The organism is Ravibacter arvi (assembly GCF_039540405.1).
In the GTDB taxonomy this organism is placed as follows: Bacteria; Bacteroidota; Bacteroidia; order Cytophagales; family Spirosomataceae; genus Ravibacter; species Ravibacter arvi.
Map to the genome: position 1 here is coordinate 1 of NZ_BAABEY010000022.1, position 14613 is coordinate 14613.

The window sequence follows — 14613 nt, forward strand, 5'->3', positions numbered from 1 at the left end:
CTTTTTTGGGTACATTCAGATGTCACCAGATCCAGGAGTAAGCGAAGCTTATGATACGTCGGGATGACCCTCCGGTTGGAGTGGCGCCAAACCTGTTGTTGTCAATGGTAGCGCATCTGCCGGACGGTCATCCTGAAGCGGAGCGCAGCGGAGTCGAAGGATCTCCTGCTGCTATAAAAAGTCCTCTGAAAGGGATTGGGTACTGGGAGCGGGAGATCCCTCCGCTGCGGTCGGGATGACCCTCCGGTTGGTGCGGCGCCAAACCTGTTGCTGTCAATGGTAGCGCAACGCTGTGTAGCGGCCCTGGATAACCGGCTCCATCTGCCGTGACACAACCATATTTCCTATTTCTCGAGAACAGCTACAAAAAGTGTATCCGCTTTTTGACGCATCCCGTTGATCAGTTGCCTGCTGACAAGTTTCAAACCGAATTTCTCTACTAACAGATCTGCTACGGTTTCATTCTCTTCCCTGAAAACAGAACAGGTGACATAGGCCAGGCGTCCGCCTTCTTTGAGAAATGGAAGCGTATTGGCAGCAATAGCCAATTGCCTTTCCTGAAAATAACTCAACGACTCCTTTTCAAAATAAAAATACTGTTCAGGCGTTCGCACCCAGGTGCCGCTTCCCGAACAGGGGGCGTCACACAGAACAAAATCGAAAGTCCTGCTGCCGAGCGTCTTCTGCATCGCTGACGGATCTGTACCGTCCAGCGCCCGTATTTGCGGCAGCTCCAGATGATAGCGTATAAAACGTTCTTTCAGATTAACCAGGATGCTTTTCCGGATGTCCGAAGCAAGGATATTGATATCAGGCCGATAGTCTCTCAAAAACAGCGATTTCCCTCCCGCTCCTGCACAACAATCCCAGAGCCGGAGCGGTGCAGCGTCTAGGTATCCCAGAAGGTGGTGCATACTGGCCTGGGAAGCCCAGTCCTGAACCACATAATCTTCCGGCTCGAGGGCTTTTTCAAGATCGGTACCATTCTGAACTCCAACACACCCCGGGATACCGGGAGTGACTTCATCAGTCCGGGTAAATTCTATTCCTTTTCGTTTCAGTTTTTCGGTAACGGCGCGACTCCTGGCCCGGATAAAGGTTCCAGGTTGACTGTAGAGGCTTTTTTGCCATTCTTCAGCCGTCACACCCTCTGAAAACGCAGGTAGTCCGGTGGTCGGAACGGGTATTGGATCAGTCGTTTTAGCGGGTAATTCCGGGTCTTCTTTCAGCAGCATCCGTTCCAGGAACTCCGCTTTGACGCCGCTATGGCGGAGGCCGTTGTAAATCAGCTCAGGCAGCGCGCTTCCGGGCAGGAGCTTTGCGAACCTGAAATACAGATAGGTTCCTTCCGATATGGCTTTGCGGTCCCTGGAGCCCAATTTGGGGTGTTTTTTGAAGTGGTTTTTCAAATAAACCGACATCGGAACGCTCGCGTCGTAGTGCCCGAGTATATCTTCAATATGCCTGATAAGAAAATTCATGTTGAGAAACTACGAAACGCTGCCTTCACAGAATATCCTTACCGAAGGGCGTAAACGCCAACCTCATGAACTTGAAATGCTGTTTCGCGAACGGGATACCGATAATGGTGATGGCGAGCAATACGCCAAAGAACAAATGGGTGATGGCTATCCAGAATCCGGAGAAGATAATCCAGATAATATTGAGTGGGAGTGACAGGCATCCTGTTACTGCCGAGCTGCTGACCACCTTCCGGCCAAAGGGGAAAAGCATAAGGATAGCCAGCTTAAAACATTGTAACCCGAACGGAATCCCCACAATGGTCAGGCAGAGGACAAGCCCTGAGGTCAAATACTCGAGTGCCGTAGCGAAGCCGCCCATAATGAGCCAAATGATATTCCCGACGAGTCTCATTGTTTCCGTTATTATTTTTTGGGTTTCATGGTCGGGCGGAAGGTGCTTTTAGGTTTCGCCGTTTGGAGCGGCTGTTCCGTGGAAACTTCTTCCCGTTTTAAAGCGGGCTTCGAATCTACCTTTTTCGAAGCGGCCTTTTTTTCAGTATTCCCGAATGAAGGACGCACGTTTTCCGATTGCGGGCTGTATAATTTGGGATGGAATTTTTGCTTTTCTACGGGCTGTGCCGCTGCCTTTCGGATTACGGAAGTGGCGCCGGGTTTGAAAACAGGACGCTGCTGCGAGCCGGCATTTGCCGGTATCGCCGAAGCGGGGTGAAAACCCTTAACGTTGGCCTTTGATTCTTCAGGCAGCTTTTGCGCGGCCTGAATAGGTTGGTCCGCTTCTTTTGAAGGAGCTGCAGCCTTTGGCTTCATAGTTGGCGCGAAACCGGGTTGAGCTGCTTTTTGCGGCTCGCCGGAAGCTTTTGCCAAAGGTTTTATTGTGGGACGAAACGCCGGTTTCTCCTCTTCGCTTGCCGGTGACGCCTGCTGCGTATCGGCTTTGGGTTTCATGGTAGGCCTGAATGCCGGTTTCGGAGCTTCCGATAGTGTTTCTTTCACGGTTTCCGTTCCTGCTTTGGGCTTCATGGTAGGCCTGAATGCAGGCTTCGGAGTTTCCGATGGTGTTTCTTTCACGGTTTCCGTCCCTGCCTTGGGCTTCATGGTAGGCGTGAATGCCGGTTTCGGAGCTTCCGATGGTGTTTCCTTCACGGTTTCCGTTCCTGCCTTGGGCTTCATGGTAGGCCTGAATGCCGGTTTCGGAGTTTCTGATGGTGTTTCCTTCACGGTTTCCGTTCCTGCCTTGGGTTTCATGGTCGGTTTGAAGGCGGGTTTGGCGACTTCACCGACGGATGAGGCCTGCTGGGTGTCAGCCTTCGGTTTCATAGTAGGCTTGAAGGCAGGTTTGGCGCTTTCGCCGGCCGGTGGCGTTTGCGGAGCACCGGTTTTTGGCTTCATTCTGGGTTGGAAACCACCCGGAACAGCCGGTTTTTGAGAGGGTTTAAAGGCCGGTTTTTCCGTTTCGGTAACCGTCTTTTTCGGTTCCGCGCTTTTTTGTTTTAGGGGGGTGCCAGGTGCGAACCGCGCCCAGTTTCCGGCGATTAATACTTCGGAAGTCCAGTTTTTGGGATTGAATTTTACCACTGATTTAATTTCGCGGGGTAAGCCGGTTGCCTTTTCGGTTGCGGGAACGGAGGCGGCCGGTTTCATCATGGGTTTAAATACGGGTTTGGGTTTGGCAACTGCCGGGCTTTCTGCCGCCGTCGCCTTGCCTTTACCTTGTGCTTTTTCAAGCTGAAACTGTTCAAGAAGGTCTCTTTTTTCCTGTGCCTGTTCAGGAGTCAGGTTGCCGTAAGCGTACACCATCTCCCTCACGTCGAATTCACTGTAGTCGAAAGTCTTGGTCATCGTGAGGCATTCGGTCGGGCACACAGTGGTACACAACCCGCAGTAGCAACACTTGGCCATGTCAATATCGAACCGGGCTGCATAAAGCCTGATAACCGACCCGTCGGAAGCTTTCCCAACTTCTTCCGTGGCTTTAATCGGCTCAATATCAATGCAGTCTACCGGGCATACCTTGGCACATTTATCACAGACAATGCAGTCGTCCATCTCGTTGTGGAGCCGATACCGGCCATGGTCGGGGATGGGCACGGTCTCAAGGGGGTACTGCACAGTAACCATGCCTGTGGAGACATCAAAAAAATTGTCCAGCTGGATGTTGGACGCTTTTCTCCGCCTGCGCGCTTCCAGGGCATGACGCAGGGTCAGTCCCATTCCGGTAAGCGTGGATTTTACCCCGTCGGCAATATTTTTGAAATAGCCAGGCATTCTTTAACAGCGGTTCTTTTCAGAAGCACAAAAATAGGCGAATTAACTCACCTTACAGCGACTTTTTAATTCCTTCGCAAAGTTCACGCTGGATAGAATGTGTTTTATCGGCATTGTACCAGCGCTGCAGGTCCTCCGTAAGCTCGGAAAATGGCCTGCCGGGGTTTTGTTTGTAGTCGTCATAAATTAATTGAGCGCCTGCCGGTCTGGGGCCCCAGGTAAAACGTTCGTTGCCGTCCTGGTCCAGTACAATCAGCTTTGGAATGGATTTCCCGCCATTGGTCAGGTACTGGTTCATTACTTCGGGATTTTCGTCCCTCAGCATTAAGGTCAGGGAGATTGCGGGATTGACTGCTGCGATTTTTGCAATGACCGGTACGCACTGTGCGGCATCGCCACACCAGGCTTCGGTCAAAACGAACCATTTCTGAGGCGATTGTATAATATTGACCAATTGAATGGTATCCTCGTCCAACACTGCGGTTTTATTAAGCCGCTGCATCCTTGCGAGGTTCAGCCTGGTATAGGCAGCGTAGTCCGGACTTTGTTTGGGACCCGTCGTGCGGTTCTCCCTGACGACCGTCTCCATTAACTCCATGTAGGTATCGTACGAGTAAGTGGCATTCAGATTGCCGGCGGCAAAGAGCGCCGGAAGTACAGGCGTATTCAAGGTTATTATTGCTTTTGTTCTACTTACTTAAACACCGGAGAGGCGCAATAGTTCATATTTTCCGGGAAAGGTACTCGGTAAAATCGGTCTGGCGCGACGCGTATTCGCCGGACATGAGGGGGGAAGTGAAAAGAAAATCAGCTGTAGCGCTGTCGCATGCGAGCGGTATGTTCCAGACCACGCAGAGCCTGAGCAGAGCTTTGATGTCGGGATCATGCGGTTGGGCGGATAACGGATCCCAGAAAAATATCATTACATCTATCTTCCTTTCGGCGATCATTGCTCCGAGTTGCTGGTCGCCGCCCAGCGGGCCGCTCAACAGTTTTTGAATGGGCTGGCCCAGGTGGGCTTCGAGTATTTTGCCGGTCGTTCCCGTGGCATAAAGCCGGTGCATGGTCAGCGCGCCTTTATTGGCGATAGCCCATTCAAGCAATTCATCCTTGCGGTTATCGTGTGCTACCAGTGCTATATGTTTTGCCGCGGGTATTGTTCTGAAAGTGGCCATGTTCCTTTTAGAGTTGATTCAAACCGGCTTGAAATTAGTCGAAAATAATGAATGCCCGGCGTGCAAAGTTGCAGGAGACTTACGAAAACCGACCGCATGATAAATGAAAAAATCAGAATTTGGATAAGATTCAGGATTCGCGTTATTTGCCAGGTGAATAATCTCACTTCATCAGCCATTATCATGAACATAAGTAAAACGGGTAAAATATTAATGATGACCGGAGTAATTGGTGCACTTTACACAACAGAAAGCAGCGCACAACGCATTCAATATCCACATACAAGGTCGGGTGAACAGGTAGATGACTACCACGGCTTGAAAGTAAATGATCCTTATCGCTGGCTGGAAGACGACCGGTCGGAGGAAACCAAAGCCTGGGTGGAATCGCAAAATAAGGTTACGCACAGCTACCTGGACGAAATCGCCTTCAGGACGAAAATCCTGGCCGACCTGGAGAAGTATTTTAATTACCCTAAGTATTCCGCTCCCCGTAGGAAAGGAGATTATTTCTATTTTTCAAAGAACGACGGTTTACAGAATCAATCGGTTATCTACCGGCAAAAAGGCCCGAACGGCTCTCCCGAACTGGTGCTTGATCCAAACCTGTTGTCAGCGGACGGCACTACGGTACTGACTGTTTTCAGCCTGTCAAAAAACGGAAGGTATGCTGTTGTAGGAATATCGAGGGGCGGTTCAGACTGGCAGGAGTACGGCGTTATGGACCTGAATACGCTGAAGATGATGCCGGACAAGATCGAGTGGGTGAAAGTCTCGTCGGCAGCCTGGCAGGGCGACGGCTTTTATTACAGCCGCTATCCAAAGCCTGAAGGAAGCGCCCTTGCTGCGAAAAATGAGAACCACCAGGTCTATTTTCACAAGGTAGGGACTCCCCAGGACCAGGACCGGCTGGTATATGAGGACCCGGCGAATCCGCAGCGTTTTCATACGGCCGGCACTACCGATGACGAACAATACCTGGTATTGAAATTAAGCGATCGCGGCAAAGGGAAGGATGGCAATGCTTTGTTTTACAAAAAAGCAGAAGACAAGGATTTCAAGCCGGTTGTGTCCGAAATCGGGGACTTCAGCTATTCGGTTATCGACAACGTTGAAGACGGCTTTCTCATCGAAACCAATGAAGATGCGCCCAACGGAAAGGTGGAAAAGTTCCGCTTTACCGACAGCAAGTGGAATACGGTTATACCCGAGAAGCCTGAACCGCTTAAGTCGGTTTCTACCGGCGGTACCAAGCTGTTTGCGATCTACAACAAAGACGTGGCCTCGCATGCCTACGTATTTGATCGCACGGGAAAGCCGGAAGGAGAGGTAGCTTTGCCCGGGCTGGGAACTGCTGCAGGGTTTGACGGTGAAAAAGAAGATGAATCTGTTTTCTATACTTACACTTCTTTCAACTACCCGCCGACTATTTTCAGGTATATCATCCAATCGGGAAAAAGCGAGATGTTCCGGAAGCCGGAAGTAGCCTTTAACCCCGAAGACTATGAGACCAGGCAGGTGTTTTATCCGAGTAAGGACGGCACGAGGGTCCCCATGTTCATTACTTTCAGAAAGGGGCTTGTGCAAAACGGAAACAATCCAACCGTTTTATACGGGTACGGCGGGTTTAATATTTCGCTCGACCCTTCTTTTAATGCCACCCGCATTGCCTTCCTGGACCAGGGTGGGATTTTCGCCCAAGCCAATTTGCGGGGAGGAAGTGAATATGGCGAGAAGTGGCACAAGCAGGGTATGAAGCTGAAAAAGCAGAACGTTTTTGATGACTTTATTGCTGCGGCTGAATACCTGATCGGGGAAAAATATACTTCTTCTGACAAACTGGCTTTACAGGGCGGGTCAAACGGCGGATTGTTGGTGGGGGCTGTAACCAATCAGCGGCCCGAGCTGTTCAAGGTTGCTTTACCGGCGGTAGGTGTGATGGATATGCTCCGCTTCCAAAAGTTTACCATCGGCTGGAATTGGGTTGCCGACTATGGAAGCAGCGACAACCCGGAAGAATTCAAGGTGTTGTACGGGTATTCGCCTGTTCACAATATTCGCAAAGCGGGGAGGTACCCGGCGGTAATGGTCACTACGGCAGACCATGATGATCGTGTAGTGCCGGCGCATTCTTTTAAATATGCCGCTACGCTGCAAGCCAATGCCGGCGCATCGTCAGACAACCCGCTGCTGATCCGCATCGATACCAATTCGGGGCACGGCGCCAGCAATACGCGTAAATTGCTTCAAACAACGGCGGATATTTACGCCTTTATGTTCAAGAATTTCGGCCTGACCTGGAAGTAGTTGAAAGCTTCGAATTCCAGCGTTTCGGTTCTTCCGGTGATCTGAATCTATCAATTACCGGTCTTTAGATTATATGAATTTATCGCGCAGACGTACACGAAAGTTCGTTTCTGCAAAGGTTATTAGGTAGTTCTTTGTGCTCTTTGCGCTCTTTGTGGTTTATTTTTTAACCACAGAGGGCACGAAGGGCACAAAGGTTTCTTTCTGCTAAGGTTTTTTAGGTAGTTCTTTGTGCTCTCGGTGCCCTTTGTGGTTTATTTTTTACCACATAAGTTTCAAAGGCCGGCGGTTCGGTTTTAACGGCTATGCCCGGTATCTTTTTACTGTTGAAACGGAAGATTCATAGTTGTCCCGATCCTGAATGCCGTGTGCTTATACTTGCCTGATTCAAAGCTATTCATGACCTCTATCCGGAAAGGAAAGCGGATGCCCACGTCAAATCCGTAACCAAGCTCGGTGTAGTGGCGGGATTGGGGGGTAAGCAAATAGTGTGCGATAACGGTTTCTTTAATTCCCAAAAGGCGGAACCATTGGATCTGGGTCAGCAATAGCTGCCGGAACTCCGCCAGGACATGCCCTTCCACGAAATGACGGTCGGTGCTGAAGCGGTAGTAATCCAGCATCCTGAATGTTCCTACAGGATCACCTAACTGGAAAAAGAACCTGTTTCCGCTGAAATGTTGATAATCGGGGAAGTCTGTCTGCCTGCGGTTGAGAAACCTGCCCGCTCCAACCTGGTAATAGAGCTTGCTCCGGATACCGGTATCGAAACCGTGTTTGATCCTGAATTGAAGGAAATCAAAATTTGCCATACTACCCGACAGATCCGGAACACCTTTCCGGTAAGCCAACAGGAATTCGGGACTGTCGTCGTTATAATAAGTGGTTTTCCCATTCTTGATGCGGTACTTCTGCCAGGGTTTGTAGCCCAGGCTTGCTCCCAGTGTAAGGGCGAGGTGGTTACGTACCGGCGCCGGGCCCTGCTGAAGCTCAGGCGTATTATCGGTAAATTCGCGCTTTCGCCAATTGATCCAACGGTAACGGTTCATTTTGGCGGCATTGTCTAACATCATCCGGTCTGCATATTCCAGGTAGACATTGAACCGGATGTGATCGGCGCTGGCCGCGTGTGTAAACTGGAGTTTCAGGTAGTCCTTCTGGTATATTTTGGCAAAATTCTGTTCGAAGAAGAGCGTAGTAACCGAATTCAAAAGGTAGGAGATAGGGTTTTCGGAGTTGAATTGCGAGATGGTGCGGCCACCTTCCAGCAAAAAGCTGTTACTCCCGCGACTGTACTGAAGTTCACCTCTCGGCGATAACAAATTTCGTTCGAGCGAATAGCGTAACAACCCTTTTAGGGAGAGCTGATACCCCGTTTTTACACTGTTTTTTTTTGCTCTCCTTGTATGCCTGATCCCAAGGCCCGCACCATCGATCACCAGTCCTTCCACCGTATTGAACTGGGGTACCCGTACCGGACCAAAGTAATCGGCCCGCCACGATTTATCCTTGCCTAGCGGGAAAGAGGCTCCGAAAAATAGCTTCCCCGGGCTAAATTTCGCGTTACTTTTTTTATTGCCGGTACGGGTAGAGTCCGGCGTGCCGGGCTGCCTGGGTTCGGATGGGCCGGGATTTTCTATTTTCCTTTTCACAACAAGACTGTCTAGTCTCTTGTAGCTGACTATTTCAGAATGTGTTAAAGGTACTGTCCGGAGCGAGTCCCAGTAGCTTTTGTTCCTGGCGGTAGCAAGGGAATCGACTTCAGTCGTGGAAACGCGTTTTTCAATCAGGTCTACATCTTCGCCCCCGGTTTTTCGTTCCCGGACCTGTTCCTTTTCATATTGTTTCATCGCTTTTCGAAGCGTTTTTGCAGACAACTTCTGACCTCCGTTCAAAAGCGTCTCCAGTTGCTTTTCCCCGGCGGAATTTTTCTGAGGTAGCGCCCGGATTTCGGCCTTCTCGGTTTTGGGGTCCAGGACGACAATATCGGGTGGAAAGTTCGGGTTAAGCTTTACCGACTGAAACGTTTGGGATATCACATAATCGGCCTTTCCTTTGACGCCATACAGGCCGCCGTCCACGTTGAACTGCTGCTGAATCGGCATCCAGACGTTTTGGATAGGCGCATATAGCTGTTTTATCTTCAGGCTAATGCCCATTTTTACGGTTTGCAGGTCGAGGCTGTGAATTGCCCAGGCGTCTTCTATGATGTGGAGGGTGCCTTTAAAAACCCCGTCGCCGTAAGCGCGCGGCGTTACTTTAATTTTGCTAACGTCCACGCCGTTTTCGCGGAAAGTGCCCAGGTACTCGAATTTGTAATAGGAGAAAGCCTTCGGGGAAAGGGGTGAAACGGTCTGAACAATTTCGGGTTTGTAAAAGCTGGTAAGGAGATACTCATTGGGGTTGGCAAAAGTATTGTCCTGGCTATTTCTGGCAGCAATTACCCGCTGTTTGTAAGTATTGGGCTGCTTAAACTCAATTTCTGATACCGTTTCGTTGAGAATGGGTACCCCCTTCTTAAAATTTTCTTCTTTTGAAATTTTATCGAGCTCCTTTTTGTACAGAAACTCAAGCGGGAGGTCGGTAATCACCACTGATGACTTGGTGTAAGCCTTGGCTTTGTAGCTCTCTACCTGCAGCAAGTGATATTTGCTCTTGGCAATTGCCCTGCGCATGATGGCGTAGGCCGGATCTTCCTTGCTTCTGCCTATCTTCAGCTCGCCCAATTCAAGGGCTTGCTCCGCCAGTACGGCATCAAATGTTTCGGGGGTGTTTGAAACCGTAACTTTTTTAACGCCGGTCTGATAACCCAGGTACTGGAATATAATCTCGTAGTTACCCGGCTGAAGGTTTAACTGGTACAGGCCGTCTTCGTTGGCGATAGTCCCGTTTGAAGTTCCCTTTACCGATACCGAAGCAAACGGAAGCGGCTCCTTTTTCTGGTTGTATACCTTTCCCCTCACCCCCGTTTGGGCAGCGGCACCCCCGAATACCAGGGAGAGGATAGCAATTTTAATGAGCGTTAATGTGTGGGATTTTCTCATCCGTGTAATGAGGTTTGAGCCATGAGTCGTGGGCCGGTTCATCAACGGCTTTATTCAAGTAAGTTCGTGGTGATCGCTGATACCTCACACCTCACGGCTCATAGCTTTCCCGGTAATCCAATCCATCACCAGGTTTGCGCGCGCTCCCGAGAGCCCGGTGCTCGGACAGGCCTTTATGCCTTCCTGCAGTTCCCGGGCCATCAGCCTGATAAAGGGCTCCTGGACATGGGTCGGGTACGGAAGGTGGTACTTTTCTACTCCTGATGCTGTTTCCACTATGATGTCGTATGCTTCAAAAAAATGGAACGACAGTTTTCCTTCGGAACCGATGATCCAGGCATCGTCGACCCGCTGCTCTTTGTTGACAGTAAAGCACCAGCTTCCTGTCCCGAGGATACCCGATTCAAAAGCATAAGTGGCAGTGACGATATCGTCGGCGGGATAAAGTCCGGCCTGGTTTGCCGAAAAGCCTTTGGCCGTGGCCACCGGTCCTAACAGGAACTCCAGGAAATCGAATTGGTGCGAGGCCAGGTCGTGAAAATGGCCGCCGCCCGATAGCTCGGGAAAAACCCGCCACCTCGGTTTTGCATCCGGGCCAACCTCTTCGTCGTAGGGCTGCCAATGCAGCTGTATGTGCACACTCCTGATTTCCCCGATGACTTTGCTGTCGATAATTTCCTTTATTTTCAGAAAGTACGGCAGGGCCCGGCGGTAGTAGGCTACATACAGCGGCACGCCGGTTTCGGCACTGATGCGGTTCATTTCCGCGCATTCTTCCGCATTGCGGGCCATAGGCTTTTCTACGTAAACAGGTTTTCCTGCCTGGAGCGCCTTCCTTGTATACTCCAGGTGAGAGTCAGGCGGAGTAGCAATGTAAATGGCGTTGACATCCGGGTCGTCAATAAGCTGATCGGCGTCATTGTACCACCTGGGTACGCCATGGCGACGCGCGTAGTCCTCAGCCAGCGCACCATCGCGCCTCATTACAGCGACCAGTTCTGATCCGGGAACCAGATTAAAGGCTGGGCCACTTTTAACTTCGGTAACATTTCCGCATCCGATAATGCCCCAGCGCAACTGATCGATTTTCATTTTGTAGGTTTATTAAGAAGGTTAAATAAATTTGGGCAATCCTTTGGGATTAATGCGGCCAATTTCGAAAAGTTTTGTTCGATACGCAAACCGGCACCGGCGGTTACGGCGTGTATTCCCTTTGTTATTAGTATAGTGTCTTTTTTGTACTTTTGGCTGATTCCGGCCCACCGCTTCGCCAGACCGGTGCGCCGTAAGGCCGGATTAAACGACAGGAGCAATATCTTAGATAGTCACGTATGCACGCTTTTTTGTTTGACCTCGACGGGGTGTTGGTAGATACCGCCAGGTTTCATTTTCTGGCCTGGCAAAGATTGGCTCATCAGCTCGGGTTTGAATTTACCGAGACGCAAAACGAGGCTTTGAAAGGTATAAGCCGGATGGATTCCCTTGAAATAGTGTTGAAGACGGGCGGCATACAGGCTACTAACGAGGAAAAGCTACGCTACGCAGAGGAGAAAAATGCCTATTACCTGAGGTTATGCAGTGAAATGACACCTGCAGATGTACTGCCGGGCGTTTTGAATTTTATCAGGCAGGCCAGGGAACGCGGAATTCTTATCGGCCTGGGTTCTGCCAGCAAAAATGCGGGTACGATTCTGGACCATGTCGGGCTTCGCCCTTATTTCGATACAATTGTCGACGGGAACAGGGTACGGAAAAGTAAGCCTGACCCGGAGGTTTTCCAGATAGGTGCTGCGGACCTGGGCGTTTTACCCGGTTCCGCCGTGGTGTTTGAAGATGCCGTTGCCGGTGTCGAAGCGGCGAAGCGGGCAGGTATGAAGGTGGTCGGAATAGGCGACCCCGCTATACTGAAAGAGGCCGACCGGGTTTTTCCGAATTTTGAAGGATTGTCACTCACCCAATTGGAGGAATTAGCCGCGGAAACCAAATAACTGAAAGCTTATGCACCAAAGCCCATCGCTCACAACCCACAGATCAAACCTCACAGCTTCATGAAAAATTATATTACGCATGCCGAATGGTCGGTTATTGAAGAAGGGTTTCATCCGGCATACAACGAAATCACAGAAAGCCTGATGAGTCTCGGCAACGGCCGTATGGGACAACGCGGAAATTTCGAGGAGAGATATTCCGGTAAGTCGCTTTCGGGAAATTATGTGGCCGGGGTATATTTCCCGGACAAGACCAGGGTAGGCTGGTGGAAAAACGGGTATCCCGACTACTTTGCGAAAGTGCTTAACGCATGCAACTGGATCGGTATTGACATCCGCATCGGCGATGAGATGCTGGACCTGGCCGAGGTTGAGGTGGAAGAATTCCGGCGCGAGCTGAATATGAAAGAAGGCGTTCTCTACAGGAGCGCCGTCGTGAAACTCCGGTCCGGAGTCCGGGTCCGGCTCACAGCGGAGCGTTTTAATAGTATGGCCGACGATGAATCAGGCGCAATACGCTATTCGATTACGCTGCCGGATACCGATAACGAGGTGAAAATTACACCTTACCTGGACGGCACCATTAAAAACCGGGATGCCAACTACGGACAGCATTTCTGGGATGAAGTAGCCAAAGAAACTGCTTTTGCCGAGGGGTACCTGGTTTTGGAAACCATAGAAAATCCGTACAAGGTCGAGCGTTTCCAGGTGGCCACGGGGATGGCCTATGATCTTTACCTGGACGGTGAACGGATTGATTTTGATGCCATTCCGGAAAAGAGGGAAAAGTATGTAGCCGGCAATATTACAGTTAAGCTTCCGTCGCAGAAAGAGCTGGTTCTAGTCAAATATGGGGTAAATCTTTCATCTGCCAACCACGAGCGTTCACGGCTGCTGGACAACGCGAAAGCTTATATCGACCGCGTCAGGAAAAAAGGATACCAGGCACTGAAAGCCGCGCATGTGTTGGCCTGGGCAGAAAAGTGGGAGCGGAACGATATTATGATCGACGGCGATGTGGCCGCACAACAAGGGATCCGGTTTAATATTTTTCACCTCGAACAAACCTATACGGGCAAGGATGCCCGTCTCAATATCGGCCCCAAAGGGTTTACCGGTGAAAAGTACGGCGGAAGTACCTACTGGGATACCGAAGCCTATTGTATACCGTTTTACCTGGCCACGGCAGACGCATCAGTAGCGCGCAACCTGTTGGTGTACAGGCATCGCCACCTGGGGAAGGCCATCGACAACGCGGCAAAGCTGGGGTTCGGATACGGTGCGGCGCTTTACCCCATGGTTACGATGAATGGTGAGGAATGCCACAACGAATGGGAAATTACATTTGAAGAGATCCATCGGAATGGCGCAATTGCTTATGCCATTTATGACTATGTCCGTTATACCGGCGATACGGATTACCTCGGTACGCATGGCCTGGAAGTCCTGATCGGCATTTCCCGCTTCTGGAAACAGCGGTTCAATTGGTCCGAAGACAAAAAAGCGTTTGTTATGTTGGGCGTAACCGGTCCCAACGAATACGAAAACAATGTCAACAACAATTGGTACACGAATTACATTGCCAACTGGACATTGAAATATACACTTTCTGTAGTCGATGGGCTGCAGTCGTCAGACGCTCTTAACGAGGTTTTTGAGAAAGTTCGTTTCAATTACGAGACAGAGCGGGGTGACTGGGAGGCAATCCTGGCCAAAACGCATTTTCCTTATGATCCGGAGCGCGGTGTTTTTTTACAGCAGGACGGGTTCCTTGATAAAGACTTGCTTACCGTTGACCAGATAGCAGACCACAGACCAATCAACCAAAATTGGTCCTGGGACCGCATTTTGCGGTCATGCTTTATCAAACAGGCGGATGTGCTGCAGGGTATGTATTTCTTTGAAGAAGACTTTACTGACGAACAGCTCCGGAAGAATTTTGACTTCTATGAGCCGATGACGGTGCATGAATCGTCGCTTTCGCCCTGTGTCCATGCGATTCTTGCGGCCAGGATCGATCGTCCCGAAAAGGCTTATGAAATGTACGTAAGGACGTCCCGCCTTGACCTGGACGATTACAACAACGATACCGAAGACGGTTTGCATATCACCTCCATGGCGGGTACCTGGATGAGTATAGTGAAGGGCTTTGCCGGTCAGAGGGTAGTAGGCAACCGGCTGGTTTTTAAGACATTCGTGCCTGAAAACTGGAATGCTTATTCCTTCCGGATCGCTTTCAGAGGCACTTTGCTCCAGGTGAAGGTTTCAAAGGAAAAAACGAACGTACAACGGTTATCCGGCGACCCGCTTCTACTGGAAGTAAACGGAGCAACATTGACGGTTTGAAGGG

General features: G+C 50.4%; 11 protein-coding genes. 4 read left to right on the top strand and 7 right to left on the bottom strand.

All coding sequences use genetic code 11. The features are described from left to right. The first annotated feature begins 104 nt into the window (after positions 1–104). The gene (locus ABD852_RS11725) at positions 105–239 is read left to right on the top strand and encodes a hypothetical protein (protein ID WP_345028883.1); all 135 of its coding nucleotides are present in this window, start codon (positions 105–107) and stop codon (positions 237–239) included. Positions 240–344: 105 nt separating this feature from the next. Here ABD852_RS11725 and ABD852_RS11730 read toward each other — a convergent pair whose 3' ends face one another. Genes ABD852_RS11730 through ABD852_RS11750 form a run of 5 tightly spaced genes read right to left on the bottom strand, consistent with a single transcriptional unit; the run spans position 345 to position 4924 of the window. Beyond that, entirely contained in the window at positions 345–1481 is a 1137-nt protein-coding gene (locus tag ABD852_RS11730; protein WP_345028885.1) for an RsmB/NOP family class I SAM-dependent RNA methyltransferase, read from the bottom strand. A gap of 25 nt (positions 1482–1506) precedes the next feature. Continuing rightward, positions 1507–1875 (bottom strand): YccF domain-containing protein, encoded by a 369-nt coding sequence (locus ABD852_RS11735; protein ID WP_345028886.1) that lies wholly within the window; start codon positions 1873–1875, stop codon positions 1507–1509. 11 nt (positions 1876–1886) lie between these two features. Continuing rightward, positions 1887–3749 carry a NuoI/complex I 23 kDa subunit family protein gene (locus ABD852_RS11740; protein ID WP_345028887.1) on the bottom strand — a complete coding sequence of 621 codons (1863 nt, stop codon included), beginning with the start codon at positions 3747–3749 and terminating at the stop codon, positions 1887–1889. A gap of 52 nt (positions 3750–3801) precedes the next feature. Further along, positions 3802–4419 carry a thioredoxin family protein gene (locus ABD852_RS11745; protein WP_345028889.1) on the bottom strand — a complete coding sequence of 206 codons (618 nt, stop codon included), beginning with the start codon at positions 4417–4419 and terminating at the stop codon, positions 3802–3804. A gap of 52 nt (positions 4420–4471) precedes the next feature. Then, positions 4472–4924 (bottom strand): methylglyoxal synthase, encoded by a 453-nt coding sequence (locus ABD852_RS11750; protein ID WP_345028893.1) that lies wholly within the window; start codon positions 4922–4924, stop codon positions 4472–4474. Between the two features lie 216 nt (positions 4925–5140). On the opposite strand from ABD852_RS11750, the gene ABD852_RS11755 reads away from it, so the two are divergent. Beyond that, on the top strand, positions 5141–7231 hold the full coding sequence (locus ABD852_RS11755) for a prolyl oligopeptidase family serine peptidase (RefSeq protein ID WP_345028959.1): 2091 nt from the start codon (positions 5141–5143) through the stop codon (positions 7229–7231). Between the two features lie 320 nt (positions 7232–7551). Here ABD852_RS11755 and ABD852_RS11760 read toward each other — a convergent pair whose 3' ends face one another. Both ABD852_RS11760 and ABD852_RS11765 read right to left on the bottom strand, forming a co-directional pair. Beyond that, positions 7552–10275 (bottom strand): DUF5686 and carboxypeptidase regulatory-like domain-containing protein, encoded by a 2724-nt coding sequence (locus ABD852_RS11760; protein ID WP_345028896.1) that lies wholly within the window; start codon positions 10273–10275, stop codon positions 7552–7554. Positions 10276–10359: 84 nt separating this feature from the next. Continuing rightward, positions 10360–11361: a Gfo/Idh/MocA family protein gene (locus ABD852_RS11765; protein WP_345028963.1), complete on the bottom strand. Its 1002-nt coding sequence runs from the start codon at positions 11359–11361 to the stop codon at positions 10360–10362. A gap of 245 nt (positions 11362–11606) precedes the next feature. Between ABD852_RS11765 and pgmB the strand changes: the two genes are divergently transcribed. After that, positions 11607–12263, top strand: a complete 657-nt coding sequence (gene pgmB, locus ABD852_RS11770; protein WP_345028897.1) for a beta-phosphoglucomutase — start codon at positions 11607–11609, stop codon at positions 12261–12263. Positions 12264–12323: 60 nt separating this feature from the next. Continuing rightward, a complete protein-coding gene (locus tag ABD852_RS11775) occupies positions 12324–14609 on the top strand; it encodes a family 65 glycosyl hydrolase domain-containing protein (protein WP_345028898.1) in 2286 nt (761 codons plus the stop codon). Positions 14610–14613 lie beyond the last annotated feature (4 nt).